This is a genomic window from Haloarchaeobius amylolyticus (assembly GCF_042678045.1).
GTDB classification, from domain to species: domain Archaea; phylum Halobacteriota; class Halobacteria; order Halobacteriales; family Natrialbaceae; genus Natrinema; species Natrinema amylolyticus_A.
Map to the genome: position 1 here is coordinate 174,111 of NZ_JBHUDI010000002.1, position 24,776 is coordinate 198,886.

The window sequence follows — 24,776 nt, forward strand, 5'->3', positions numbered from 1 at the left end:
CCATGAGAGACACTACGTATCAGTACATCGACGGTAGTTGGATCGAGGGCGAAAGCAACGACGAAATAACGGTCCGAAACCCCGCTGAACCGGACGAGCCGATCGTCTCGTTCCCCGGCGCGGACCAGGAGCAAGCGAGAGCTGCAGTCGACGCCGCTGAAGCAGCCAGTGATCAATGGGCAGCGATGGCGCCTGCTGACCGCGAGGCGATCCTGTACGACGCTGCGGATCGGATCGAAGCACAACTCGACTCGCTCGCCGAGACGCTCACTCGAGAGGAAGGAAAGCCGATCTCCTCGAGTCGCGGGGAGGTGTCACGGGCCGCGGAGATCTTCCGATTCTTCGCGAACGACGCTCGCAATGCGACCGGTGACACCGTTCCCTCTAACGATCCGGACACGTTCACGTACACGATCCGGGAGCCCCTCGGCGTCGTGACGCTCATCTCCCCGTGGAACTTCCCTATCGCGACGCCGAGTTGGAAACTCGCGACGGCGCTCGCGACTGGCAATACCGTCGTCCTCAAACCCTCGTCCGAAACGCCGATGATCGCAAAGCGGCTGGTCGAACTCCTGGCGGATGCTGGCGTTCCGGATGGTGTCGTCAACCTCGTCGTCGGCTCCGGGTCGACCGTGGGCGATCACCTCACGACTCACGAAGCTGTCGACGGCGTCTCCTTTACTGGTTCGACTGGTACCGGACGGCACATCCAGAAGACAGTGGCGGATCGTGGCATCCCGATTCAGACCGAAATGGGCGGCAAGAACCCCCTGGTGGTGCTCCCGGATGCAGACCTTGAGGCCGCGGCCGAGGCCGCCATCGGCGGCTCCTGTGGTGGAACTGGGCAGGCCTGTACTGCGACCAGTCGACTCATCGTCCACGAGGACGTCGCCGCCGAACTGACCGACGCCGTCGTCGAACGCGCGAACGCGCTCTCGATCGGCCCGGGGATGAACGATCCGGATATGGGCCCAGCCGTCTCGGCAGCGGAGAACGAAACCAACCTCGAGTACATCGAAATCGCGAAAGAGGAGGGTGCGACGCTGCTCACGGGCGGCGGTCGGCCGGAGGACATGGAGACGGGCTACTTCATCGAGCCGACGGTCTTCACCGGCGTCGAGTCCGACATGCGCATCGCACAGGAGGAGGTCTTCGGCCCGGTGCTCGGCATCATCGAGGTCGCCGATTTCGACGAGGCCGTCGAGGTCGCCAACGACGTCACGTACGGGCTGTCCGCCAGCATCTTCACCAGCGACATGACGTCGTCACGTGCATTCACCCGACAGGTCGAAGCCGGTGTCGTCAAAGTAAACGGGACCACTACTGGATCGCAGATCCAGATGCCCTTCGGCGGGATGAAAGCATCGTCGTCGGAAACGCACAAAGAAATGGGACAACGAGCCCACGAGTTTTACACACACGAGAAAGTCATCTACAGGTCGGATCCGTAACGCGGACAACGCGGGTTAACGCGATCGTCGATCGGCCGCCAAGTCGAAACCATTATTGAATAGCCCATCAGACATTTGGTACCTACGACCAATGTCTACGAAGCTGTTTTCAGAAGGTGACGTCCAACGACGTCTAGACTTCGATCACGCACTCGAGTTAGCGGAACAAACGTATCGCGAACTCGCCCAGGGCAGAGTAGTGAACCCACCGAAGCTGGGAATGCACATGGGCGACGATGGCGAGTGGCCGGATCTGAACGCCTTCGCGATCGACATGCCTGCGTACGTGGACTGGTTGGACGTCGCGGGTGTGAAGTGGGCCGTCGCGAACTGGGATCTCGAAACGGGGACGCCGATCAGTTCGTTGATCCTCCTTTTCGATCTGGAAGAGGGGCGGTTCAAATCCATATTGGAGGGAATGTACATAACGGGAGTTCGGACGGCGATCCAGTCGGTTGTCGGGTTACAACATCTCCGACCGTCCCGGCCTGCAGAGATCGGCGTTCTCGGTGCGGGATATCAGGCCCGATTCCAGCTTCAGGTGATCGACGAACTTCTGGACGTAGACACGTTCTATTTGTACGATATCGACGACACGGCTTCTCGGTCGCTCGCTACGAGCCTCGATCCACGGACCGACGCCGAGATCGTCGTGTGTGACACACCGGCGGCGACGGCCCAGAGTGATGCGATATTGACCGTCACGAACTCGAAAACGCCCGTGTTGAGTGACGACGCGCTCGACGGTTCGGAACTGATCATCGCGTTGGGAACGTATCAAGAACTATCCGATCGTACGATCCTCGATGCCGATCACGTCATCGTAGACCACGTCGAGCAGTGTTTCCAGCGGGGTGCGCTGTCGGATCTGGTCGACCGGAACGAGTTGACACGATCCGATGTCGATGCGACGATCGGAGACGTGATCGATGGAGGATACGATGGACGGATACAGGGAGACGATCGCGTCGTCTTCACGCCGATCGGACTCGGATCGATCGATGTCGCCATTGCGGAACACGTGTACCGGAACGGAACCGAGGACGTCATCGGCGAAGAATTCAATTTCGTCTGACGCGGGGACGATCGAAGAACGACGGATCTGAGTTCGATCTGCATCCTCGTTTCGTCCGCTCAAATAGTACGTGATCTGTGGGGTTCGCGATTATATACTTTGAAATACCATTTTAGAGCTATACCGATTACCCTGTCACTTGTATCTGAATATGAGATGGTGGTGATAGTAGATGCTGATGTACTATTTATAAACTATGGCGTTTCTGCCACTATTACCCACTATATGTTTCGAAATACCCCCAATTTCCCATAATATCGGAAGTATATGGCAGTGCCCGTTTAGATTAAGTTGCACAGCGTACAACCAGTATTGTTTTACCGATTCGGAGATGTATATATCCACTGCAACGTAATAGTTTTGTCTGTAGATGTGTTCTGTGACCTCTGTTTTGGATAGTCGACTAGCTCCTGGGGAAACTATAGATGACTATTTAACATAACATAAGGCAGACACTATTTGACAATTTTGGTGTTATTATATACTAACAAATATAGTCTTATCTTCTACACATATATCAAACAATTCATGGCCGTGACGACGTCGTGGCTGTAAACAAACATCGCCGTGTACTTCAGCCGAGTTGTGTTCAGGCGCCGGAAACGATCTGATCGAGGGAGAACGACTGAAGGTCATCCCGGTCGGCAGCAGCCTCGCGAACCGATCGCGTGAACCCGTTTCGGGAGAAGAGCGCGTATTCTCGAGTGACGGTCTCACCGCTCGACGACCACCGAATCTCGTCGGCATGTTCTTCGAGCGATGCGAGCGCGCTGTAGTCGAGGGGTGACGTCGTGAATTTACACTCGCCGACCACCATCGGTCCGGAGTTGATCAACCCGACAACGTCGACTTCGTGCTCCTTGTACCACCATCAGCCGACATCGATGAACATCTTGTCAGAGTATAGGGCAGGGAGGGGCGTCCAAACAAAGTCGTTTGAACTCTTTGTTCAGATACCATCATAACCTTGTCAAATAAGCAAATTCAGAATAGGCTAATTCAAAATTGGCTATTCTAGAATTGGTAACTGAGTGTGCCACAGATCGTTATCGTCGAGTGAACTGTAGCACTGACGGCTGCTCGTTGTCGCAATGTCAGGGATCGTTATCCTACTTTATGCCGGGACGGCGTCCATATGTGCCCTACCCGACATTCGTAGATAACCTCAGGTAGTTCGTCCGAGTCGATACATGGATGTGCAGCAGGCGTGTCAACTATTGACGCTGGCTCGCCGCAATACTTACAGGAGTTCATGGGAACGAGAACACAATTTGATAGTAGCGTATAAAACTCTTTGTCAGACGCTAACGATACCCATGATGGTTGCTATGGAAGGCCAGACAGACCTCAAAAGCGACCCCTAGCGGAACATCCCCCGGACGGGCTCGTCCTGTTGGTCCTGTCTCTGCTGTAACTGCTGTGCGACCTGCTGTTTCTGGCGCTGAATCTCTTCCGCCTGCTCACGAAGCTCGGTGGTATCAATATCGAATTCGACGAGCGGTTCAAGCGCCGTCTCGATCACGGATCGTGCCGCAGCCGGATCCGGGAGATGCGGGTCCGCGCGGACAAGTAGCAATGCTGCCGGCACATCTGCCTGATAACAGGCATTGACGAGTGCACCGGTCACGCCACCTACGGCACCGGAGTCTGCTGCTAGCTCGATCCCGGCGTCCTCGAGGTCCGTCTTCACTGCCTCGGTCGTCGCGACGCCGACGACATCGCCCTGCTGATCCTCGGACTGGGCTGGCGCACCAGCAAGGAAAATCGCCCGGCTGAAGTCGTCTGCCAGTTCCTCCAGCACACACTGACTCAGATCGGTGAACGCGTCTTCCGGGATCGGGACATCACTCTGCAGCGTCATGATATCCGGGTCCGTTCCGCCATAGACGCGTACCGTATCCTGAATCATCCCGCTCATGAACGATGCAACGGGCGGAAAGGCATCGGATCGGATCGACCCGTACTCTTCGAGTCCGAGCTGGTCGGTGATCTGGTCGACGGCGATCGACGCAACGAGACCGTGACCCGGCAACCCTTCGACCAGCGTCGGTGACTCCGCATCGAGGTCGGTCGACCGGTGAAACAGTCCGTCAGATGTCTCTGGCATGATCTTCGTCAGACTACATCAGCTCGTTACATATGCCTATGGGGCACTGTCCAGTTCCACTTAGCAGAATTATTACTTTTAGCTGCGATTTCTATGTTATTCGGTGTCGCACGCGCACGGTCGACCAGTCGATAACTCCGTCATAGGTCTCGTAGGTGGGCCTGGTGATATTGACGTTGTATCGGCCGAGGTCGTCGACGGTCATGCTCCCGCCTGTCTTTCGGTAGCATGCTGCACCCTGGACTGTCTCGGCGATATCTTTCGCGATCTCTCCCTTATAGAACGGGCCGATGCCGTCGTCGCGAATGATACGGAGGGTGTCGGCGAGGTCCGGCTGGACGAGTTCGTCTCCCTCCTCGAGGGGTTCGCCACTTGGGGCGAACACTTCTCGGGCAGTTGGAGTGAGTGCTCCGTCTTCGACGTTGTCCGCGATGGAACTCGCCAGGAACTCGTCGACGGTAACCGTTCGTCCGTCCGGTGCGGCCAACTCGATAGCCGGCTGGATGAGTTCGCTGAGCTCCGTCCGGCCGAACCGTTTGACGGCTACGTCGGCAGTCTTCAGCGTCCCGGGGACGCCGACCGCCTTGCCGTTCGTGTGGCGCGCCAGGAATGGGACCTCCTCACCCTGGTTATCCAGAAACATATCGGGTCGCGCTCCGAGAGGCGCTCGCTCCCGGTTGTCGATCGCGATGATCTCGTCCTCGTCGGCGCTATAGACGAGCATGAACCCACCACCACCGATCCCCAACGAGTGGGGCTGAACGACGTTGAGCGCGAACTGGACGGCGACTGCCGCGTCGATCGCGTTCCCTCCGCTCTCGAGGATTTCTACGCCGGCTTCCGTCGCCCGCGGGTGGACGCTCGAGATCATTCCGCCGTTCGATTCTGCGACGGCAGTGGAGTCAGTCGCGATCGACGACTTCTCGAACGCGCTACTGGCCCCGACCGGGACCATGCTGGCACCCAGTGTGACGCCCGTTCCCTGAAGGAACGTCCGCTTTGTTGTCGTAACGCGTTCTGTGGAATCTGCTGCCGAGTCGTTCGACTCTGTTTGTGGACTATCTTGTCCCATGGGCAATTGTTATTGGAAACCATGATAATTGTCCACATCATGTGCAGTATCAGAAAACCTTATAGTTCAATCGTAGCAGTGTGCGAAGCCACTATCTGCAACGAACAAATGACTACAGGAGTGAACAGGTAGGAGAGGGGTGTCCACATGTTCGAGACAATCGTTCGCGTGGATCCACGATCGATCCTTTCCGAGTCGGCAACTATCGATGCCGGCTATCTCGAGCTTCCTCGCTGTCAGTGGGGAGATGCAACGCGCTCGTTCAGCACCAGAGTATCGGCTGTTCGTCGAACCCCGTTTTACCGTTGTTTTACACTAGAAGTATCGGCAGCATCGCGGTCACGCCGATAGCGAGCCCGGCCGCTAGCTCGCGGTAGCCGTGACTCGGCAGGTCTGTCCCGGTTTCGAGCGCCTCGGGGATGAACTCGGTGAGGACCAGGTAAACCATCGCACCGGCGGCGAACCCGTAGCCGAACGGGAGGAACGACTCTGCCCAGGAGACGAACACGAACGCGATGACCGCGCCGATGGGCTGGGGAAGACTCGAGAAGACTGCTGCGCCGACCATCCGCCAGTTCGACAGCCCCATCGCCCGCATCGGAATGGCGATGGCGGTCCCCTCGGGGATGTTGTGGATCGAAATCGCGACGGTCATGAACACCGCCAGTAGCGGGACCGAAAAGCCCAGGATCGCGAGGCCACCGTCCAGTCCCAGTTCGGCGAACGAGACGCCGACCGCCACACCCTCCGGGAAGCTGTGGACCGTGAGGATACCGAGGATGAGCACGAGCTTCTTCAGGTCGCCCTCCGCGAACGCTCGTGCCTCGAGTGCGACCTCGTCGTGGTCGTGGCCCGCACCGTCGGTCTGGACCGGCCTCTCACCACCGTCGCGGTCTCCGGCGAAATCGACGACGTCTAACACTCTGTCGGAGACTTCTACCAGCAACACGCCAGCGAATAGTCCGCCGACCATCAGCGTCGGGATCTCACCCGAAGCGTAGGCGAGTCCTTCATCGACGAGACCGAACACCGACACCGTCAGCATGATCCCCGACGCAGTGCCCCACAGTCCCACGTTCCAGCGGTCGCTAAACTCGTCGACGAAGAAAAACGGGAGCGCCCCGATTCCAGTCGCGAGCGCAGTGACGAGTCCAGCGATGAATACGAGCGCGAGGTTCTCTGCAAGACTCATACGCTCTCTTGGAGCCAGAGGCAATAAAGTCTTTCCAAAAACAAAATATATTTTAGGTTCTCCTAAATCCCATTCTCCGATTGGAATGCAGACGGGGTACCAAAACGATATCTGATAGAAAGCGAGATGCGGAAAAATCAGTGCCACGAGCACCAGCAACGAGAACACGACGTTCTGCCGGCTGGTTCTTTGGACTCGTTTCTCGAGCGCGATCCCACCCTACCTACGGGAGGTCGTCCGCGATCGGTGTGGTGCTGGCAGCTTCGACCGCCGTGTCCATTTCTCCATTGCGATCTTCACCGATGGGGTGCCGTCGTCGGAAACTGGAGACAGGTCGACGACCGAGCGATCCGTATCCGTCTTTGGGGACTCCGAACGATGGCAATTTGGCTACCGGCAGCCTTGTGAAGACTCGGCGAACAGTCTCGGAGAGCGGCATCGAAACATACTCTTCCGAACGAATGATAGAAAAGAAGACAGTGTAGAGACTGAGCAGAAGATCACTTTGCACTAAGACCGGCATCGACCGGCAATGTGATTCCCGTCACGTACCGGGAGGCATCACTCGAGAGCCACATATAGGCCTCGCTGATGTGATGTGACTCGATCATACCGCCCCCGAAGATATTCCAGGGACCAGTGAGTTCTACGACCTCGTCAAGAATCTCGTCGCCGTACACCTCGACGAACTCTTCCATCATCGGCGTATCGACGCCTGTCGGAGCGACGGCGTTGACGTTGATATCGTACTCAGCCAACTCCAGCGCCAATGTCTTCGTCAATCCGTTCACGCCATGTTTAGCCGCAGTGTAGTGACCCTCCAGTAAACCACCGACGAGACCGTATCCAGAGGACGTACTGATTATTTTGCCACCGTCACCGCGGTCGATCATGTGTTTAGCGACGTGTTTTGAGCACAACCAGACTCCCTTGAGATTCGTATCGAGAACCCTGTCCCACTCCGCTTCGCTCATTTCCACTGCTTCGGAGAGGGTGAAGATGCCGGCGTTGTTCGCGAGGAAATCGATTTTTCCGAACTCCTCGATCGCCTGCGTAACTGCATCCTCGACATGCGCTTCGTTGGAGACGTCGCATTCGATAGCAAGCGCGTCTTGACCGTGCTCTTCGACTTCGTCGACGACCGCATCGAGTTCGTCGCGAGTACCGAGATTGTACGGTATCGACTCCATACTATCACAGACGTCGATGAGAACAACATCGGCACCGTGCTCGGCGTACATTTTCGCGTGTGATCGCCCTTGCCCGCGTGCGGCACCGGTCACGAATGCGACCTTGTTGGTGAAATCGTATTCTGGCATGGGTTTGTTTTGAGACATACGTTGAAACTCGAGAGGCCTGTTGGCCCTTTCCTACGAATCTCCTCCTCTAGCGGGGTCTCGTGACTCGACGTTACCAGCAGAGTCTCACTCGAGTCCACGTCGCTGCCTCACATACATCCCCATTACCCATAAATAAAAATATAGTGTGAATATACTAAATGTGGTATCTAATACCGTAATGAGTCCGGTTACAGCGATGCGCGATACGTACCATTTACACTTCGCAGTAGCGTACCGTCTCTGATCGTTGAAATCTCTCCCAACAACTAAGACATATGTTATCGATTGACTAGCAGCAATGCGCGAGAACATCGAATTCGAAGCAGAAGGAGACACGTTACGCGGTTGGCTGTATACTCCCGACGACGCGGACGAGCCGGTTCCGACAGTCGTGATGGCACACGGCTTCTCCGCAGTCAAAGAGATGTACCTCGACAAGTTCGCTGAAGCGTTCGCCGAGGCCGGCCTCGGATCGGTCGTCTTCGACAATCGAAACTTCGGCGAAAGCGACGGTGAACCCCGCTACGAGATCGACCCCTACCAGCAGGTACGGGATTATCGACACGCCATCACGTACGCAGAAACACGCGAGGAAGTCGATTCCGAGCGGATCGGCGTCTGGGGAACGAGTTACAGCGGCGGGCACGTATTGACCGTCGGTGCGTGGGATAACCGCGTCGACTGTGTCGTCTCGCAAGTTCCGCTGACAGATGGCCTGTACAACCTTCGACGGCTCGTCCGCGCAGATCTAATCGGAGAGTTGCGGGAGCAAATCAACGAGGACCGTCGCGCTCGGTTTCGGGGCGAGGATCCGATGTATCTCCCGGTCGTCTCCGAGGAGTTACTTGGCGACGCCGCGCTTCCCACACAGGATTCATACGAGTGGTTTACCGAGACCGAAGCGGAGCGCGCACCGAACTGGGAGAACGAAGTCACTCTCAGAACGATCGAACTGATGAGTGAGTACGCGCCAAAAGACCACGTCGAGGAGATCAGCCCCGTTCCGCTTCGGATGGTCATTGCTGAAGGAGATCATCTGGCAGTGAAGGACGCAGCGTTCGAGACGTACGAACAGGCCCGTGAACCGAAAAGCATCGTCACCCTTGACGGCGGCCACTTCGACGCCTACACTGAGGGCTTCGATGAGGCGAGCACGGCTGCAATCGAATGGTTCGTCGAACACCTCAATCCGTAGATGTTCTCTCTCTCTTCTGACACTGATCTGGTGAAATAGTACGATCGATTTCTCGGATGAGTCGTTCGTTCTCTCGAGCGGTGTGTCTATCGCGACCACCATTCGAAATGGTGCATGGATCCTTTAAATAGTCGGGGAGAACATGTTCCCAGTCGTTCTCGGCACTCAAGAACGGTTTTGACCCGTTATACGTCGACATTTCATAGATCCAGCTGTCATGAGTGATCGTATCGGCGCACCTGGTTTGGGGATATCGCGACGCGAATTCGTTGCTGCAACTGGCAGCATCGCAGCAGTGACTGGTTTGGCTGGCTGTACGGGACAGGGGGCCCAGCAGGACCCCGCATCCGCGGAGTCGTCCGAAGAACCGGCGTCGTCGAACGCTAAGCTTCCGTGGACGAACTCTCCGGACGTCGTCCAGGTCGACGAGCAGGGCGGCAGCGTCACGCTGCAGTCGGTCACGGCTAAACACGCCGTCCATCCGATGGATTCGATGGGCGGTCCGATCGAACTGCCACGGGTCTGGGCGTTCAAAGCCGACGACGGGACGCCGAGTGTTCCGGGCCCGATCCTTCGGACGACGGAGGGGAACGACATCGAGGTGACGCTCGACAACACAGGTAACGATCATCCGCACACGTTGCACTTCCACGGCGCGAAGAAAACGTGGGAAAACGACGGCGTGCCGACGACGACCGGTGTCACGGTCAATCCCGGTGAAACACATACGTACACGATCCCGGCGAACGTCCCGGGGACGCACCTCTACCACTGTCACTACCAGACTCATCGGCACATCGATATGGGGATGTACGGAATCTTCCGTGTCGATCCGAAGGGATACGAGCCCGCGGACAAGGAGTACTTCTTCACGCTGAAAGACTGGGACTCGCGACTGAATCGCCAGTTCGCCGGCGAAGACGTCGACTACAGCCCACGGAACCGCAACCCTGACGTGTTCACGATCAACGGCAAGAGTCTCCCGCGGACGCTCCACCCCGAGGAAGGTTCGCCGATCATCGTCGATCACGGCGACACCGTCCGCCTCCACATGGTCAACGCGGGGTACATGTCTCACCCGATGCACACGCACAACCACCGCTTCCGTCTCGTCGAGAAAGACGGCGGGCAGGTCCCCGACGCGGCGCAGTACGAACAGGACGTTACGAACATCGCGCCCGCGGAACGCCACACCGTCGAGTTCGAAGCCGATGCCGATCCCGGTATCTACCTCATGCACTGCCACAAGGTCAACCACGCGATGAACAGGGAGTCATATCCCGGCGGAATGGTCAACGGTATCGTCTACCGCGACGCGATGGATACCGAGGTCTTCGCCGACCTCATGACGTACGCAGGGTACGAAGGGTGAATAGCTACAGTAGCTAGAATAGTCCCAATAGGTGCAATAGGTGTCCCGTTTCGGGACCAGTAATTCGAGAGTCCATCACTTAGTATCAAGCGGAACCGACGGCTTCGCGGACAGCGAGGGATCTCCGATCCTCGAGCAGTCGGCGCTTTGCACCGACGATATCGTGAATGGCCGATTCGCTCAGTACGGAAGACGGAGTCTTCCGTCCGATCTCGAAGCTCCCGTGGATCAGTCAGCCACCTCTGGCTATTAGAAACTTGACACACTCGAGCGAGAGGGTAGGTTACGGTCGGGGTGGTCACAGCATCCGATAGATATCGTTTCACCTTCCGGACGGTGGAAGAGCTGTTGAGGGCAGGACAGTCCAAATCTACAGGCGGAGCAGGCCGAGTGCCTCGGGGCTTGACCCCGAGGCGGTTCACTGCTTCGCGGTGCCTTTCAGGGCACTACTGACACTTGCACTACGGTCGTGGTGAGCAGAACGCCCGCAGAGCCCGCAGCGTTGTCGGCGCGACCGCGAATGGGGTTGCGGACTGGCACTGACTGACGGGAGTTCGTCTCATGGCTCGACAGTGGACTGTGCTCGAGCGTCGTCGTGCTCGCTCGCGAATCGGTCGAACAGGATCCCAGGGAGCGTCTGCGGGCTGTGTCTCCGGATGACGAGCACCATGTTCGCGAGAAAGACGGCCGAACCGGCGGTCACTGCCAGTCCGCCCGCAACGGACATCGCCGTCGGAAACTCGATCAGATCAGCGACGACGAGCAGACAGAGGCCAACAGTCAGGAGCGCGAAGTCGACTGTAGCCAGTCGGTCATCATAGAGGTCGTCGATCATCGGGACGGCTTCCAATCCGAGGCGGTCACTGTATCGGTGGACCCAGACGATGAACGGGACGACGTGATAGAGGGTCCCGAGAACGACGAAGCCGATCACGCCAAGAGTCAGCAGATGGACCGCTCCCGGCGCACCGAACAGCATCGTCGACTCGAGGGGAGCGCGAACCCAGAACGTGGCGGTCCAGAGCGCCCACGCGGCCATCGTCGCGGCGACGACCGCGTACCGGCTCAACATCGGAGTCCACGGTACCTGTGCCTCGAGGAGCCGGCGGGCAAGGATGATGCTGATCGCGAGGACACTCACAACGATCAGGACGCCGCCGATTCGCGCGAGCAGGTCGTGGACGAACAGCCGTCCACTCGCCAGTGCGAGCACACCGATCGGGAAGCCGTACTCTTCGATCCGTCGGAGTGGCTCGTCGATCCCGTGGAGCTTCGACTGCGTGAACATCGTCGCCAGCTGGTACAGCGCCCCGAAGACCGTCGTGAGAACTGCCCCGTAGATCGCGAGCGTCGCGTGGGCCAGCCGAACGGACCCATGCGTGACGGGCAAGTCGATGAACAGGGGACGGGTATAGGCGATCGCCAGCGTCACGCCCAGCACGGTTAGCGACACGAAGAACGCGAGCGCAAGCGCGAAGTGACGCTCCGTTATGTCCCACGGCCGGGCGGCATCGAGGGTCCGGCCGATGTTGTAGACGAACGCCCAGAAGCCGATCAGCATCAACCCGCCGCCAACGGGGAGCCACTGGTACGCACCTGCCAGAAGGGTCCCGGCGAACACGACGAGCCCACCCGTGACGAGCCACAGCTGTGTGCTCGCGAGACGCCTCGAGTGTAACGAGACGCCGGACCAGACCGGCACGAACTGGGTCATCGCCCCCATGATGGTCACACAGACCCAGCCCGCGAGCAACAGGTGAACGTGTGTGAGGATCGGCTGGCCCGAGAGGGTGCCAAGCGCGCTCAACGTCCCGACGACTGCCCCGAAGAGGAGAAAGCCGAGTCCGACGAGGAAGTGTCGAAGCGGGATCGTCATCGGCGGACTCTGATCAGCGTCGACGTTGCCCGGTATTGCGCCCATATACTCACTCTCGTCGCCGTCACCGTCCACATACTCCCGAACATATTCCGCGAGCTGTGACGACCGGGCTCGCGACTGCGCCTACCAGTCATCCCCACCTACTGGGCGCCGTCCAGTTCAGCGACCGTCCTGCAAGCGGTCGTTGCTGTGATGGGCCGCGATAGCCGTCAGAACGACGTTTCCGAATCGCCGCGGTCCGTTCCCTCGCGTTGTATGGCGCGTGCCATCGGACTCGAGCCGACGTCGTCCACCGATTCGTGGTTCACCGAGCCCGTCTCAAGATACGTCTCCTCGAGGTCCTCGAGTTGTGCGTTGATCTCTTCGCTTTGGTGGTGTGACGATGCGGCACGGACACGGACGAGGTCGTATTCGTGACGGTCGGCAAGTCCGTTCCACGCGCGAAACGAACCGATCGTGAGCGTGTGGGTCTGTGGACAGAACGGCGTCGTCGGCGTGAACTCGGCCCGGAGTACCGACGGATCGTCGGCCTCCTCGGCGTAGCGATAGCCTGCGTCCGGGTGTCGCGTATCGAGGTTGAGCCGCGCGAGGTTGTAGTTGAACGTCATATCGTACACCTTTCGCTCCTCGAAGAGTTCCCGCGTGATCGCGTGGAAGGCGACGTGATCGTCGCCCTTGAGCACGCGGTGGTCTTCCAGGAACGGTCCCGGTTCGGGGATGTGCTCGGGGACGAACGCTCCGTCGTCGTCGAAGAGGCCACCGTCGTCGCTGTCACCACCGAACGGCGAGGGGAATCCGGCCATGAGTGAGGGTACAGGACGTGGGACGCTATGCGTGGTCCCGGACATGTTCGCGGCAGAGCTCGGACAGAATCGAATTACGGACGTCATCCTGCTCGAGAGCGGTCTTCGTACTGTCGGACCGATTCAACGTGTCGACCGATCGCTCGGACTCGTCTATCGGCAGCTGTCACGACCGACATTGCACTAAGTGTTATCCGACAGTAGCAGCGGCCGCGAGGACCAGTCCGGGTTCATCACGGCTGCCGATTGAGACGGTGGTACGCCGCCTCCGCCCCTGTTCGTTATCGCGAACACGTTCGCCCCCTCTTCCAGCCTGCAGGAACTGCCGGCTATTTGAGGGGGGGTTAGGCTCGAGTGCCGATTGTGATGCAGGTAACCAGAAAGCAACTGGCGACGTTCCTCGCGACGATTTTCGTCGTGAACCTCATCGTCATGGGCGGTGGGGCGTGGCTCTCCTACGAGAACTCGCCCGATATCCCCGACACGATCGTCGGGCCTGACGGCGAGACGGTCGCGACGAACGAGGACGTCCAGGACGGGAAAGCGATCTTCCAGGAGAACGGACTGATGAATCAGGGCTCGATACTCGGGCGCGGGAGTTACTACGACACCGACTACACCGCGAACACGCTCGAGTTGAAAACCGAGTACATGCGCGAGTACTACGCGCAGGAGCGCCACGACGCGAACTATTCGGCGCTGAACGCCTCGGTGCAGGCCGGGGTCGACGAGCAGGTCCGACAGGAACTGCAGTCGAGCGAGTACGGCTCGCAGGTCGAGTACTCTGCGGCGGAGGTCTACGCCCATGAGCAGGTCCGTGCGGACTACGTCGAGCGCTACCACGAGGGTGACCGCGAGCGTGGCATCCCCGAGGGTCAGGTGCCGAGCGCCGAGGAGGCCGAGGCGTTCGCAGACTTCGCACTGTGGACCGCGTGGATCTCCCACACCGATCGCCCGAACTCCGAGGCGTCGTTCACCAACGACTGGCCGTACTCGCCCGCCGCAGGCAACGGTGCGGGCGGTCCGGTGATGACCTGGAGCGTCATCGCGATGGTCTTGCTGGTCGGCGGTGCCGGGGTGGCGATTTGGCTCTACCAGAGCATCGAACTCCCTGAGCCTGACGCCACCGGCGTCTCGATCCCCCATCCCAGGGAGATCGAGTTGACTCCGAGTCAGCTGTTGAGCACCCGCTTCGTCCTCATCGGCGCACTGCTGTTCGTCGCCCAGGCGCTGCTGGGCGGCCTGCTCGCCCACTACTACGTCGAGCGCGACGGGTTCTTCGGCCTCAGCGAGGCGATCGGGTTCGACATCCTCCAGTGGCTGCCCTGGTCGATCGTCCGGACCTGGCACGTCGACCTCGGCATCCTCTGGATCGCCACGATGTGGCTCGGCGCCGGGCTCTTCCTCGCACCGCTGCTGACGGGCCACGAGACGCGCAAGCAGGCACTGTACGTCAAGGGTCTGATCGGCGCCCTGCTCGTCGTCGCCGTCGGCGGCCTGGCCGGCATCTGGCTCGGCACCAACAACGTCTTCGACGGCCAGCTCTGGTGGCTGCTCGGCAACGAAGGCCTCGAGTACCTCGAGATCGGCCGCGTCTGGCAGCTGGGTCTACTGGTCGGCTTCCTCGGCTGGACCGCGCTCGTGGCCCGCGGGTTCAAGCCGCTGCTCGACCGCGAGCCACGCTACGGGCTGGCCCACATGATCGTCTACGCTGGCGGTTCGATCGGCCTGCTGTTCATGGCCGGGTTTCTCTACACCCCCCGGACGAACATCGTCGTGACGGAGTTCTGGCGCTGGTGGGTCGTCCACATGTGGGTCGAGGGCGTCTTCGAGTTCTTCATTCTCGTCGTCATCGCCCTGACGCTGGTGTCGATGAACTTGCTCTCGAAGAAGTCCGCCGAGAAAGCGGTCATCTTCCAGGCTGCGCTCGTCATGGGCAGCGGCATCATCGGCGTCTCCCACCACTACTGGTGGGCCGGTCTCCCAGAGGTCTGGCTCCCTATCGGGAGTGTCTTCTCGACCATCGAGTTCATTCCGCTGCTCTTTATCCTCTACGAGGCGCTGGGCCAGTACCGCGCCATGGATACCGCCGGGACGGACTTCCCCTACCGGATGGCCTTCTACTTCATCGTCGCCTCGAGCGTCTGGAACTTCTTCGGGGCCGGCGTGACCGGCTTCTTCATCAATCTCCCGCTGATCAGCTACTACGAGACCGGGACCTACCTCACGGTCGCACACGCCCATGGCGCGATGTTCGGCGCGTTCGGCCTGCTCGCGATGGGGATGGCCGTCTACATCCTTCGCGTGACGACTCGCCCCGAGCGCTGGACCAGCCGTCGGCTGCGCTGGTCGTTCTGGCTCTGTAACGTCGGGCTGGCGCTGATGATCTTCCTGTCGCTGCTGCCGATCGGCTTCCTCCAGCTCGAGGTCGGCTTCACGCAGGGCTACGCCGCCTCGCGGAGCCTCGAGTTCTACAGCGGCGGGCTGATCCAGACGCTGTTCTGGCTGCGCATGCCCGGCGACACGCTGTTGATCCTGGGTGCAGTCGTCTTCGCCTGGGACGTCGCGGTGAAGCTGCTCTTCCAGCGCAAGGCGACCGCCGAGGAGACCAGCAGCCACGTCATCGCCGATCGGGTCTTCGGCGACCGTGAGGTCGTCGAGCCGGTCAGCGACGACGACTGATCCGCTCATTCGACTTTTGTCGACCCGACCTCCGACGTCGTAACCGCGGACGTACAATACACACCAGCGTTTTGCTGCTAGGCCTGCCATTCACAGGCATGGATCGTCTCGAGACCATCCCCGAGTTCGGTGTCGAATCGAGGGTGTTCGAGGAGCGATCGCGTCGCTCTCGACCGTGCGCCGCCACGCGCGAGTCTAACCGGGTGAGACGACGGATGTCCCTCGCCACGGCTGTCGTCGCACCGCTCCGGCTCGCACCACCGACGACGTATCACACGTCGATCGGCGCTCCGTAACGCCACTGATTCGCATATGGCCGACGAGTGTACGTTGTATGGATTGCCGACGCCGACAGCTGCCGTGACGGCGACCGACGTGCAGGGATCGTTCTGCTGTCGTAGCTGTCTGGAAGTCGCTCGAGCGGTCGCCGACCTCGACGATGTCGATCAGTTCGTAGTCGACACTCGAGTAGTTGGTGACGAACACGGCGTGGTCCGTCCAGCCACGGACGGCGTGTTGGGAATTCGATAGCGTCCCCCTCTCACGGGAGCGCCCGACGACGAGACGAACGTGTTCGGGACGACAGCTACACCGTGCTGTCCAGAACACAGACGTATGTCTGACTGTTCAGCAGTGTCCTTGCCAGCGTTTTCGAGTGACACACGTCTCGCCACGTCCCCCGAACCGACTGGCGCGCGTCACGGAACGCATCGAACGGAAACGAACTCGTCCACGCCCGGTCAGGATCGGAGACCGAAGCGAAACGGCGGCTCCGCAGCCGGTCACGACCAGGAGGGACGATAATGGTAGCCACCGATTTCGAGTCTGAACGCGCGTACGACGAGCAGCGGTTCTCCGCTCGCACGATCTTCGAAAGTCCGCGAATGAAGGTCGTCCTTGGCTACTTTGAGCCCGGACAGTTCATTCCGGTCCACGCACCGGCGAGCGACGTCACCATGGCGGTTCAGTCGGGGTCCGCTGTGGTTCGTGACGGCGACGACGAACACGACGTGAACCCGGGTGACGTGGTCGTTATCGATGCCGGAACTAAACGCGGGATACGAGCCGACGACGAGCGGATGGAAGCGTTACTCGTGACCGCGCCGCCACCGACGGACGAGGAACACGACCCCGTTCGGACGGGGATTCGCGAGAATACGTTCGATCCAGGTGCAGAGTAGCCACGACCGACGGCCAGCCCCACCACAGTACGACTCCATCGGTACACACAAGAACGTGGCCGTAAACGGCGGAAGACACCGAAGCGATTCGGCCGAATGACCACAGCAATAGTCTCCCGATGGGCTCGACGCTACGTCCTCGCCAGCGTCCTGTTTCTGATCGCCTGGCAGGTGGGAACTGTCGCCGAGATCCCGAGACACGCCGAAGTCGTGCTCGGCGTCTACGGGTTCGTCCTGCACATGGTGTTCGGGAAAGCGTACTCGCTCGTGCCGACGTATTTCGATCGGCAACTCGCGTTCGCACGCGCGCCAGCGGTGCAGTTCCCATTCACTGTCGCCGGCACGGCTGGACTCGTCGGAACGTCGCTTGAGGTCGGCCCACCGTGGCTCGGATCGGCCGGCGCCAGCCTGTGGAGCCTCGGCGTTGGCGTGTTTCTCGGGACGCTCCTCTGGACGGTGCGGGGCAATCTAACGGGTCGCGAGACCGCAACGGGCGAGACGAACGCCGAGCGCCAGCCGATCGACCGCGTGGCGAACGGCTTCGTTCCGGTGGCGCTTGGCTATCTCGCCGTGGGAACGTACGAAACCCTCGCCGTCTACACGGCACTGCCGGTGCTTTTCGACGGCACTCTCCCTCGAGTGACACACCTGCTGGCGGCGGGCACGGCCGGCGTCCTAATCTTCGCGCTTGGATTTCGACTCCTCCCGCGGTTTTTCGTCGCGTCCCTGCCGTGGACGCTCGTCGTGGTGGTCCTCCCTGCAGGGGCACTCGGCCCGGCCGTCCTCGCCGCCCACCTCGGGATCGGGCCCCGGTTCCGGCTCGGCGCGCTCGTCGAAGCGATCGCAGTCACCGGGTTCGCCCTCGGGGTCGCCCTCCTCTTCGTCCGGTCGGAGCGTCGACGTGTGGGCTTCACTGCCGTCCTCGCCGGCGCAGCGAGCGGTGTCGGTGGAGTCGCACTCGGACTGTGGTTCGCGCTCGAGCAGCAGTCACCGGAACTCGTGCTGGCACACCTCCGACTGAACGGGCTCGGATTCCTCGGACTCACGATCGTCGGGCTCGCGTATCAGTTCTATCCACCGGCCGTCGGAGCGCTGCCGGGGGCGTCGGACCGTACCGCACTCGTCTCGATCGCCAGTCTCGCGGGTGGCCTGGTCGTTCAGCTCATCGGCCTTGCCGGTCACAGACCGCTTCTGACGACGGTCGGCCACCTAGTGACTCTCGGCGGCGCACTCCTGTACGCGTACGTGATCGTCGCCGTATTCGCCGCTCGGTAGTGTCCTTCGGACCGTGGGACTGCCACACCGTGTGACCGTCGATCACGACCGTGGCCCCGGGCAGAGCCTGGGGAGATGGCCCCGAAGCGGAACATCTTCGGGATAATCGCCTGGGGGTAGTGGCTCCTATCCGTCCATATGGTCGAGACAGACGAAATCGTTGCACGGACCCCTGCACCGTCAGACACTCCCCGGGAGCTGTTGGACGCACGGGATCTCCCACCGCCACAGCCGCTGCAGAATACGCTGGAGCAGCTAAGCGACCTCGGGGCGGAGACCGTCCTCGTCCAGTTGAACGATCGAGCGCCACAGCACCTGTATCCGCAACTGACCGATCGCGGATACGAGTACGAGACCGTCGAGACGGACGAGTGCGTCGTGACGGTCATCTGGCGTGCGTAGGGCCCTGTCGGCCACTCCCGGTGACCGATCTACGCGTGGGTGATCGACACATGCCACTCGTCGGCCGCTCGCTGGGACGGTTCGGCGGTGAACCCTCTCTGTTTGAGAACGTTGTATAACGGAACCGGCTCGAAGCGACTGACGAGGACGAGCGTTCCCGCCTCCGGGAGCGTCTCGAGTGCGGCCATGATCTCGCCGAACGGCTCACCGTCGATCTCGCGAACGTCCAGCGTGCGCGTGGTGTTGTCGGTCGTTTCTGTACTCATACACGGACCCACGCAGCGTGTGGGGAAACCCATTCTGCCGATGGTGTTCGCACTCGCAGTCTCCGTGTGGCTGTCCGGACTGTTCGGGCACCTTCGACGCTCGAGCCCCGAAAACGGGCCTCCCGCCGGCACCCAAGACGGTTGCAGCCCAGAATTACCGTTGGCCGTTTCACGATCGGCCCGCCGTCCCTACTCGTCTCCAACTCGTTCGGCGAGGTACTCGAACTGTGCGGAGAGTTCCCGCCGTCGCTGTCGCTTGATGACCGTCGCATCCAGAATCATCCCCACGAGCGCGACGTCGACCTCGAAATCCGTCGTTGCAGTGACCTCGGTCTGATCGCCGTGTCGAGTCAGCTCGTACCGCGTCACCATCTCCTCGAAGATCCCGTCGCGGTGCTCGTAGACGAGTACCGCGTCCGGATCGTCGACGATCTCGAGCTCGAGTTCGATCGTCGCGAGACCGACGCTGTTCGCGATCTCGAGCGTCGTTCCCCGTCTCTCGACGAAATCGAAGTTCGCCCCGCGCATGAACGGTTCGACGTCCGTTATGAGCTCGCGGAGCGTCTCCGGTTCTGCGTCGAACCGCCGCGACAGCGAGACCGTTTCCATACTCGGAGAGAGCTACGGCAGCGGCTTACCGTTGGCGGTCTTCACAGGGTCGATCCGACTAGAGTCTCCGACCCCACATAGGAACCGAACATGTTCGACCACACTGATACACGGCGGGGCCGCATATCGACTCCCATGCCCAGTGCTGAGATCAGAATCACGATCCCCGACCGGATCTGGATCGGCGAACTCTCGCGGGAGTATCCGAACGCGGTTTTCGAAATTCTCACTGCGTTCCCCAAGGAGATGGGTGGTGTCGCACTCACCGAGGTCACCCACTCGGACATCGGCGCTGTCGTTCGAACGATGGACAACTACGACGACGTCACGAACATCGATCTGCTCCAGCGAACGGACGACAGCGTCCTCATCCAGTTCGAGACGTCGTCTCCGATCCTCTTGTTCCCGGTTCGAGAAGCCGGCACACCGCTCGAGTTACCGTTTACAGTCAGTGACGGCGCAGTCGACTGGGAGATCACCGCGGCACGGGAACGGCTCTCGCTGCTCGCAGACCAGTTACGCGAGTTCGATATCTCGTTCGACGTGAAGTCCGTCACGCACCGCATCGAAACGACGCAGTTGTTGAGCGACAAACAGACGACACTCGTACAGCGAGCGATCGAACTGGGATACTACGATACCCCGCGCAGGGTCACGCTGACGGAACTCGCCGACGACGTCGACATCGCCAAGTCGACGTGCAGTGAAACGCTCCACCGCGCCGAGGAGAAGATCATCAAACAGTTCGCCACGAGCGCCGACAACATCGATACGAACGAAGTGGCACCCCCGACACAGTAGCGGTCACTCGACTGTTTCGACGGTAAATAAGCTCTCGTCGGTCAGGACGGCCTGGACGCGCCCGTGCACGCGTCGGCGAAGGCGTCTCGCTGGTTCTCGCTCGTCGATCCGTTGAGGATCCGCTGGAGATTCGCCGCCGAGACCACCGAACCCGTCAGCTTCGGCTGCGCCGGTTACGTAGGAGATCCATCACGCCGTACGTGGCGTCTGGTTTGACTTCGTTCGCGCTGACTGGTGGAGCCCGCTCAGACGAGGCTCTCCCTCGAGCCGACGTATTGGCCGCGGCCGGTGATCTCCGAGACCGACAGTTCGTACCACACCGACTCGTACTCGGAAAGGTCGTCATTGAAGATCTCGAGGGCTGCTTCCTCACCCACTTCGGAGAACAGCGTTGCCGCATGACTCAGATCGGAATCCGATACGTGTCGGATCGGTCCGCTGGCGACGACGCTCACCCACTGACTTTTTGTGTTCCACTCGTAGACGGTCAGGCTTGCGCGGTCGGTTTCGGTGACGAACGCGCGCTTCCTGCTGTTATCACTCATTACGAATCGGAAAAAACATCTGTTCGTTCCCCTGTCGTAGGCGAACGCGATTGGAATTGTGTACGCCTCCCCATCTGTTGCGAGGCCGAGTACCCCGAGGCTCTGATCCTGTAGAAATTCCTCTATTTCGTCCCGCTCCAGTTCTACACCAATGTCCTGTGACATAGCACCGGGTACGACGACCGTCGTAAAAAACACCGGGTGGGTCCTGTACGATTCCGTCGCATGCTCGGTCCTTGTCGGGAGCGGATGGTGTTCAGCGCGAGGTCGGTACCGCCTCGAGATTGTCCTTTCTTGACATAATACGAGTATGTTATATATATCAGCTTAAAGTCATACTGAGTGGATATTTTAATTGTACGATCGTGTATGTCGACGAGTTGTGAACGAGTGTCTGATCGAAGACAAAGACAGCGTCAAAGGGCCACGTCTACTGCCGGCGGCGCCTTCAGACTCTTCGCAGACTCACGTCGGCGTGAGATCCTTTGTGCCAACTGGTCGCGTTGGTGGTGGTCGCTTCGGCACCGGCATTGCCGTCGGTCGGGACGAGCACGGTACTGAACATATCATTCCGTTCGCTCCGAACGGTCATCAAAAGCACTCCGACATCCGTCGATTGTGACATAGTGTGAAACGAGTTGGCGGGCCCCACCCTGGTATCGCAACGCTCATGATGTCGTTGACCCAGCCTAAACGGTGGAACTGCCACCGCTACGTCTCGTACATCCCCTCTGCCAGTCGAACCTCTGGAATCGAGGGTGGTGCGTAGTATCGGACGATGTGGACGTCGTACGTCGGATTTTCCGCGACGCCGCCGGCGACGCTGGTCACCGGCTGGGCGATTTCGCCGACGTTGTCGGTTCCAAGGAAGACGACCGACGGCCGAATCTCCTCGGTAATCGCTCTGATCCGCGTCGTAATTGCCGCGGCTGTTCCCTGATCGATTCGCTCGTACCGGAACGCGGCCTGTGGGGCAATATCGGTGACTCCCTCTTGGAGTTTTCCGGCGACGTACGGGACACTAAAGGGTTCGTCCTCTCCTTCTTCATACCACCCGACATCGATCGCGTACGCTTCGTCGTCCGGAACGATGGTCAGAGCGAGCACCTCTTGGTCCAGCGATTCGCCGTACTCGGCTGCTCGTAACAGCGCTGCCTCGGCCAGATAGGACCCGTCAAAGGGTACGAGAAACGTCATTGCTATCGGTACTTCGCTACTGGCGGTGAACAAGCTTGGGGGTCGTACGGTGACGCTGTTCAGATTAGGATGAAGGATAAGACAGTGCGATTTGCTAGCGGTTCATGTCAGAAATCGACCGCCTCAACGGATCTAATGCAGCGATCCGATTAGAGTGTGTGGAGCGAGAGGCGACACCGCACAAGCTGATGGAATTGAGTATCCAGCACCATTTGGCAGATATATCACTTTCAAATACTGTTTCTGTTCTGTATGGATTCGGTGTCAAATGGGCACAATCAACTGTTCATAACTGGGTGTAGAGGACCGATCTACAGCCAACAGGCGGAAAGCACCCGGATCACGTCGCGCTTGACGGAACAGTGATCTAACTTGAAAATCAGCGCTACTGGCTGCACGCCGCCGTCGATCCGGAAACGAACGGACTTCTGCACGTCAAGCTCTATTCAGCGCGAACGACAGCACTTACCTCGATGTTTCTCACTGAACTGCGGGAGCAACACGATGTCGATGACGCTGTGTTTCTCATCGATTCAGCACCATGGCTCAAAGCGCCACTTCATGATCACGAGCTCCGGTTTCGATACGAAACACGCGGAAATCGGAACGCTGTTGAACATATATTCTAAGAGATAGAACGATATACCTACCAGTTTAGAAACCGTTTCAGAAATGCCGGTCCAGCAACCGTCGAAACAGGGTTGCAAAGCTACGCATACTACTGGAGTCAGCTAACCTGAACGATGCCGTACGGTCCCTCAGCGAACGACGGTGACGGGAACCGGCTCTCGGCGTACGACCGTCTTGGCGACGCTTGCATACAACGCTCGCTCCGCGTCGAACAACCCGTAGGCACCGAGGACGATGTGAACGAGGCGCTTCGGGTCGCGATATCGGAATCGATCGCGACCGATCGATCGCAGTCGGCAGCGGTCTCGTCGACGTCCGCAAAGAGCTGGTCTCTCACCTCGACAACGGAAACGAGAATCGTTCGAGCCAGGCGGCTCCTTCCGGCTACAGCAAAATAGCATCACGAGGGCCACCTCCGCTTGCTCGCCAGGCGCGAAGTCGCCCAAACGATACACCTGGTCGACGATGTCGGATTCTGTCAGGGTTCCTCTTACTCGGACAGGGTAATCTGCTGATCGACGCGGAAGATCGAGTCAATCTCGCAATCGAACGCCGCGAGATGTGCTGCGTTCCGGATTCGCTCCCGTCTCGCACCTCTCGATAAGAGGCGATCAAAAACTCAGGGTCAGCCCCGCTCACTCATGGCCGTCGACCGGTCCCAGTTCCTCCTGGAGGTCCTCGAAGATTGTCTCTTCGCGGTTCGCAACGGTGCCGACGAGACTCGCCGCCTCTTCGAAGCGTTCGGGGTGAGACCCTCTTTGTTCCAGGATCTCGTCCAGTCGCTCGGTGACGAGTTGCCACTCCGAACCGACGTCCGCCATCCGGTCGCCGAGCGCGGGATCGAGGTCGGTCCGCTGTCCCAGTTCTGCGAGCGACTCGGCGAAGAGACCACGAAACGCCGTTCCATCTCCGTGTTCGTCGATACTTCGCTTTGCGGCTCGGATCGGTCTGGCCGGCTCCGGCAGATCCGGCCACGTACCGAGATACTCCCCGAACGACCGTAACGCGGGGAGTCCTTCCTCACCCGGACCCCGTGCGTCTCGTTTTATGTGGAGTGGGTCGAGCATGTACGCCGCTGCCTGTCGCAGGCCAGCCGCAGCTGCGTCCGTTTCGTCCTCCGTCCGTGCCGCGCGGGTCACGACGAGAAACTCGTTTTCGAGCGAGACGAACCGATCGTGGCTCCAGGCGTCCTCAAGCGTCGACCAAGGGACTTCCTGTCGGGTCTCCATCGCCGCGTCCGAAAGCAGTGCCGTCTCGTCGTCGTAGCCGATTAGCACGGCGACGTGTGGCGGGAGATGAGTCGGTTCCTCGGGGAGATACTCGAGGGATCCCGGATCGAGAAACAGCATCACCGGGTCGCCATCGTCGACGTAACTGGTGACGTTCTGCCAGGCCGCCTCGACGTCGTTTCCCTCTTGGTACAGGTGAGGAACGCCGAGCCGTTCGAAGTAGGCACGTTCCAGCCAGATCGGACTCGCCCGAAACGTGACCCAGGGTTTCTCGGGATGCTCGTACAGGACGAACGCTGGACCGCCCCCGATGCCGAAACACGCTGCCTCGCTGTCGTTCCACCCGTAGTATGCCGCGAAGTTCCGGATTGCGGCCGCTCCACAGTGGACGCCGGACTGGTGATCGTAGCCTTCGACGAGTTCCATACAGGACGTACGATCGACGTGCAGGTAATTAATACACCCTGGCGGTG

At 59.9% G+C, this 24,776-nt stretch carries 21 protein-coding genes and 2 pseudogenes; 11 read left to right on the forward strand and 12 right to left on the reverse strand.

Going from position 1 to position 24,776, the window contains the following annotated elements; translation table 11 throughout:
* Positions 1-2: 2 nt before the first annotated feature.
* Together ACFR99_RS03465 and ACFR99_RS03470 are read left to right on the forward strand one after the other, a co-directional pair.
* Positions 3-1,451 (forward strand): aldehyde dehydrogenase family protein, encoded by a 1,449-nt coding sequence (locus ACFR99_RS03465; protein WP_390284412.1) that lies wholly within the window; start codon positions 3-5, stop codon positions 1,449-1,451.
* 91 nt (positions 1,452-1,542) lie between these two features.
* Positions 1,543-2,526: an ornithine cyclodeaminase family protein gene (locus ACFR99_RS03470; protein WP_390284414.1), complete on the forward strand. Its 984-nt coding sequence runs from the start codon at positions 1,543-1,545 to the stop codon at positions 2,524-2,526.
* 589 nt (positions 2,527-3,115) lie between these two features.
* Here ACFR99_RS03470 and ACFR99_RS03475 read toward each other — a convergent pair.
* The 5 genes and pseudogenes from ACFR99_RS03475 to ACFR99_RS03495 all read right to left on the reverse strand — a co-directional run.
* Positions 3,116-3,482 (reverse strand): annotated as a pseudogene (locus ACFR99_RS03475) (DUF234 domain-containing protein); the annotation flags it as partial.
* 404 nt (positions 3,483-3,886) lie between these two features.
* On the reverse strand, positions 3,887-4,633 hold the full coding sequence (locus ACFR99_RS03480; protein ID WP_390284416.1) for a proteasome assembly chaperone family protein: 747 nt from the start codon (positions 4,631-4,633) through the stop codon (positions 3,887-3,889).
* A gap of 91 nt (positions 4,634-4,724) precedes the next feature.
* The gene (locus ACFR99_RS03485; RefSeq protein ID WP_390284418.1) at positions 4,725-5,705 is read right to left on the reverse strand and encodes a gamma-glutamyltransferase; all 981 of its coding nucleotides are present in this window, start codon (positions 5,703-5,705) and stop codon (positions 4,725-4,727) included.
* A 310-nt stretch (positions 5,706-6,015) separates the two neighbouring features.
* Positions 6,016-6,897 carry a ZIP family metal transporter gene (locus tag ACFR99_RS03490; RefSeq protein WP_390284420.1) on the reverse strand — a complete coding sequence of 294 codons (882 nt, stop codon included), beginning with the start codon at positions 6,895-6,897 and terminating at the stop codon, positions 6,016-6,018.
* Positions 6,898-7,397: 500 nt separating this feature from the next.
* Positions 7,398-8,234, reverse strand: a complete 837-nt coding sequence (locus ACFR99_RS03495; RefSeq protein WP_390284422.1) for a mycofactocin-coupled SDR family oxidoreductase — start codon at positions 8,232-8,234, stop codon at positions 7,398-7,400.
* Positions 8,235-8,535: 301 nt separating this feature from the next.
* On the opposite strand from ACFR99_RS03495, the gene ACFR99_RS03500 reads away from it, so the two are divergent.
* Positions 8,536-9,432: an alpha/beta hydrolase gene (locus tag ACFR99_RS03500; protein ID WP_390284424.1), complete on the forward strand. Its 897-nt coding sequence runs from the start codon at positions 8,536-8,538 to the stop codon at positions 9,430-9,432.
* A gap of 217 nt (positions 9,433-9,649) precedes the next feature.
* Positions 9,650-10,804 carry a multicopper oxidase domain-containing protein gene (locus ACFR99_RS03505; RefSeq protein ID WP_390284426.1) on the forward strand — a complete coding sequence of 385 codons (1,155 nt, stop codon included), beginning with the start codon at positions 9,650-9,652 and terminating at the stop codon, positions 10,802-10,804.
* Between the two features lie 559 nt (positions 10,805-11,363).
* Here ACFR99_RS03505 and ACFR99_RS03510 read toward each other — a convergent pair.
* Positions 11,364-12,725, reverse strand: coding sequence for a hypothetical protein (locus ACFR99_RS03510; RefSeq protein WP_390284428.1), 1,362 nt, complete (start codon positions 12,723-12,725; stop codon positions 11,364-11,366).
* Positions 12,726-12,892: 167 nt separating this feature from the next.
* A complete protein-coding gene (locus ACFR99_RS03515; RefSeq protein WP_390284430.1) occupies positions 12,893-13,486 on the reverse strand; it encodes a hypothetical protein in 594 nt (197 codons plus the stop codon).
* Between the two features lie 366 nt (positions 13,487-13,852).
* On the opposite strand from ACFR99_RS03515, the gene ACFR99_RS03520 reads away from it, so the two are divergent.
* The 5 genes from ACFR99_RS03520 (at position 13,853) to ACFR99_RS03540 (ending at position 19,026) form a co-directional block, all read left to right on the forward strand.
* Entirely contained in the window at positions 13,853-16,168 is a 2,316-nt protein-coding gene (locus ACFR99_RS03520; protein WP_390284432.1) for a nitric-oxide reductase large subunit, read from the forward strand.
* A gap of 312 nt (positions 16,169-16,480) precedes the next feature.
* Positions 16,481-16,699: a hypothetical protein gene (locus ACFR99_RS03525; RefSeq protein WP_390284434.1), complete on the forward strand. Its 219-nt coding sequence runs from the start codon at positions 16,481-16,483 to the stop codon at positions 16,697-16,699.
* Between the two features lie 272 nt (positions 16,700-16,971).
* The gene (locus tag ACFR99_RS03530) at positions 16,972-17,349 is read left to right on the forward strand and encodes a cupin domain-containing protein (protein ID WP_390284436.1); all 378 of its coding nucleotides are present in this window, start codon (positions 16,972-16,974) and stop codon (positions 17,347-17,349) included.
* A gap of 96 nt (positions 17,350-17,445) precedes the next feature.
* Positions 17,446-18,624, forward strand: a complete 1,179-nt coding sequence (locus ACFR99_RS03535; protein ID WP_390284438.1) for a hypothetical protein — start codon at positions 17,446-17,448, stop codon at positions 18,622-18,624.
* A 138-nt stretch (positions 18,625-18,762) separates the two neighbouring features.
* Positions 18,763-19,026 (forward strand): DUF2249 domain-containing protein, encoded by a 264-nt coding sequence (locus tag ACFR99_RS03540; RefSeq protein WP_390284440.1) that lies wholly within the window; start codon positions 18,763-18,765, stop codon positions 19,024-19,026.
* Between the two features lie 29 nt (positions 19,027-19,055).
* Here ACFR99_RS03540 and ACFR99_RS03545 read toward each other — a convergent pair whose 3' ends face one another.
* Positions 19,056-19,292, reverse strand: a complete 237-nt coding sequence (locus tag ACFR99_RS03545) for a DUF2249 domain-containing protein (protein ID WP_390284442.1) — start codon at positions 19,290-19,292, stop codon at positions 19,056-19,058.
* 189 nt (positions 19,293-19,481) lie between these two features.
* A complete protein-coding gene (locus ACFR99_RS03550; protein ID WP_390284444.1) occupies positions 19,482-19,901 on the reverse strand; it encodes an SRPBCC family protein in 420 nt (139 codons plus the stop codon).
* A 135-nt stretch (positions 19,902-20,036) separates the two neighbouring features.
* On the opposite strand from ACFR99_RS03550, the gene ACFR99_RS03555 reads away from it, so the two are divergent.
* Positions 20,037-20,702 carry a helix-turn-helix domain-containing protein gene (locus ACFR99_RS03555; protein ID WP_390284446.1) on the forward strand — a complete coding sequence of 222 codons (666 nt, stop codon included), beginning with the start codon at positions 20,037-20,039 and terminating at the stop codon, positions 20,700-20,702.
* Positions 20,703-20,947: 245 nt separating this feature from the next.
* On the opposite strand, the gene ACFR99_RS03560 is transcribed toward ACFR99_RS03555, so the two are convergent.
* Positions 20,948-21,412 (reverse strand): pyridoxamine 5'-phosphate oxidase family protein, encoded by a 465-nt coding sequence (locus ACFR99_RS03560; protein WP_390284569.1) that lies wholly within the window; start codon positions 21,410-21,412, stop codon positions 20,948-20,950.
* 546 nt (positions 21,413-21,958) lie between these two features.
* Positions 21,959-22,444 carry a universal stress protein gene (locus ACFR99_RS03565; protein ID WP_390284448.1) on the reverse strand — a complete coding sequence of 162 codons (486 nt, stop codon included), beginning with the start codon at positions 22,442-22,444 and terminating at the stop codon, positions 21,959-21,961.
* Positions 22,445-22,548: 104 nt separating this feature from the next.
* On the opposite strand from ACFR99_RS03565, the pseudogene ACFR99_RS03570 reads away from it, so the two are divergent.
* Positions 22,549-23,184, forward strand: a pseudogene (locus tag ACFR99_RS03570) (IS6 family transposase).
* A gap of 525 nt (positions 23,185-23,709) precedes the next feature.
* Here ACFR99_RS03570 and ACFR99_RS03575 read toward each other — a convergent pair.
* On the reverse strand, positions 23,710-24,729 hold the full coding sequence (locus ACFR99_RS03575; RefSeq protein WP_390284450.1) for a BtrH N-terminal domain-containing protein: 1,020 nt from the start codon (positions 24,727-24,729) through the stop codon (positions 23,710-23,712).
* Positions 24,730-24,776: the final 47 nt, after the last annotated feature.

Bases quoted from the DNA above. Each gene is read 5' to 3' on its own strand.
- ACFR99_RS03560 (WP_390284569.1), bottom strand. From the start codon at position 21,412: ATGTCACAGGACATTGGTGTAGAACTGGAGCGGGACGAAATAGAGGAA.
- ACFR99_RS03525 (WP_390284434.1), top strand. From the start codon at position 16,481: ATGGCCGACGAGTGTACGTTGTATGGATTGCCGACGCCGACAGCTGCC.
- ACFR99_RS03555 (WP_390284446.1), top strand. From the start codon at position 20,037: ATGCCCAGTGCTGAGATCAGAATCACGATCCCCGACCGGATCTGGATC.
- ACFR99_RS03545 (WP_390284442.1), bottom strand. From the start codon at position 19,292: ATGAGTACAGAAACGACCGACAACACCACGCGCACGCTGGACGTTCGC.
- ACFR99_RS03535 (WP_390284438.1), top strand. From the start codon at position 17,446: ATGACCACAGCAATAGTCTCCCGATGGGCTCGACGCTACGTCCTCGCC.
- ACFR99_RS03490 (WP_390284420.1), bottom strand. From the start codon at position 6,897: ATGAGTCTTGCAGAGAACCTCGCGCTCGTATTCATCGCTGGACTCGTC.
- ACFR99_RS03530 (WP_390284436.1), top strand. From the start codon at position 16,972: ATGGTAGCCACCGATTTCGAGTCTGAACGCGCGTACGACGAGCAGCGG.
- ACFR99_RS03520 (WP_390284432.1), top strand. From the start codon at position 13,853: ATGCAGGTAACCAGAAAGCAACTGGCGACGTTCCTCGCGACGATTTTC.
- ACFR99_RS03495 (WP_390284422.1), bottom strand. From the start codon at position 8,234: ATGTCTCAAAACAAACCCATGCCAGAATACGATTTCACCAACAAGGTC.
- ACFR99_RS03480 (WP_390284416.1), bottom strand. From the start codon at position 4,633: ATGCCAGAGACATCTGACGGACTGTTTCACCGGTCGACCGACCTCGAT.
- ACFR99_RS03575 (WP_390284450.1), bottom strand. From the start codon at position 24,729: ATGGAACTCGTCGAAGGCTACGATCACCAGTCCGGCGTCCACTGTGGA.
- ACFR99_RS03500 (WP_390284424.1), top strand. From the start codon at position 8,536: ATGCGCGAGAACATCGAATTCGAAGCAGAAGGAGACACGTTACGCGGT.
- ACFR99_RS03505 (WP_390284426.1), top strand. From the start codon at position 9,650: ATGAGTGATCGTATCGGCGCACCTGGTTTGGGGATATCGCGACGCGAA.
- ACFR99_RS03515 (WP_390284430.1), bottom strand. From the start codon at position 13,486: ATGGCCGGATTCCCCTCGCCGTTCGGTGGTGACAGCGACGACGGTGGC.
- ACFR99_RS03510 (WP_390284428.1), bottom strand. From the start codon at position 12,725: ATGGGCGCAATACCGGGCAACGTCGACGCTGATCAGAGTCCGCCGATG.
- ACFR99_RS03470 (WP_390284414.1), top strand. From the start codon at position 1,543: ATGTCTACGAAGCTGTTTTCAGAAGGTGACGTCCAACGACGTCTAGAC.
- ACFR99_RS03550 (WP_390284444.1), bottom strand. From the start codon at position 19,901: ATGGAAACGGTCTCGCTGTCGCGGCGGTTCGACGCAGAACCGGAGACG.
- ACFR99_RS03485 (WP_390284418.1), bottom strand. From the start codon at position 5,705: ATGGGACAAGATAGTCCACAAACAGAGTCGAACGACTCGGCAGCAGAT.
- ACFR99_RS03465 (WP_390284412.1), top strand. From the start codon at position 3: ATGAGAGACACTACGTATCAGTACATCGACGGTAGTTGGATCGAGGGC.
- ACFR99_RS03565 (WP_390284448.1), bottom strand. From the start codon at position 22,444: ATGACGTTTCTCGTACCCTTTGACGGGTCCTATCTGGCCGAGGCAGCG.
- ACFR99_RS03540 (WP_390284440.1), top strand. From the start codon at position 18,763: ATGGTCGAGACAGACGAAATCGTTGCACGGACCCCTGCACCGTCAGAC.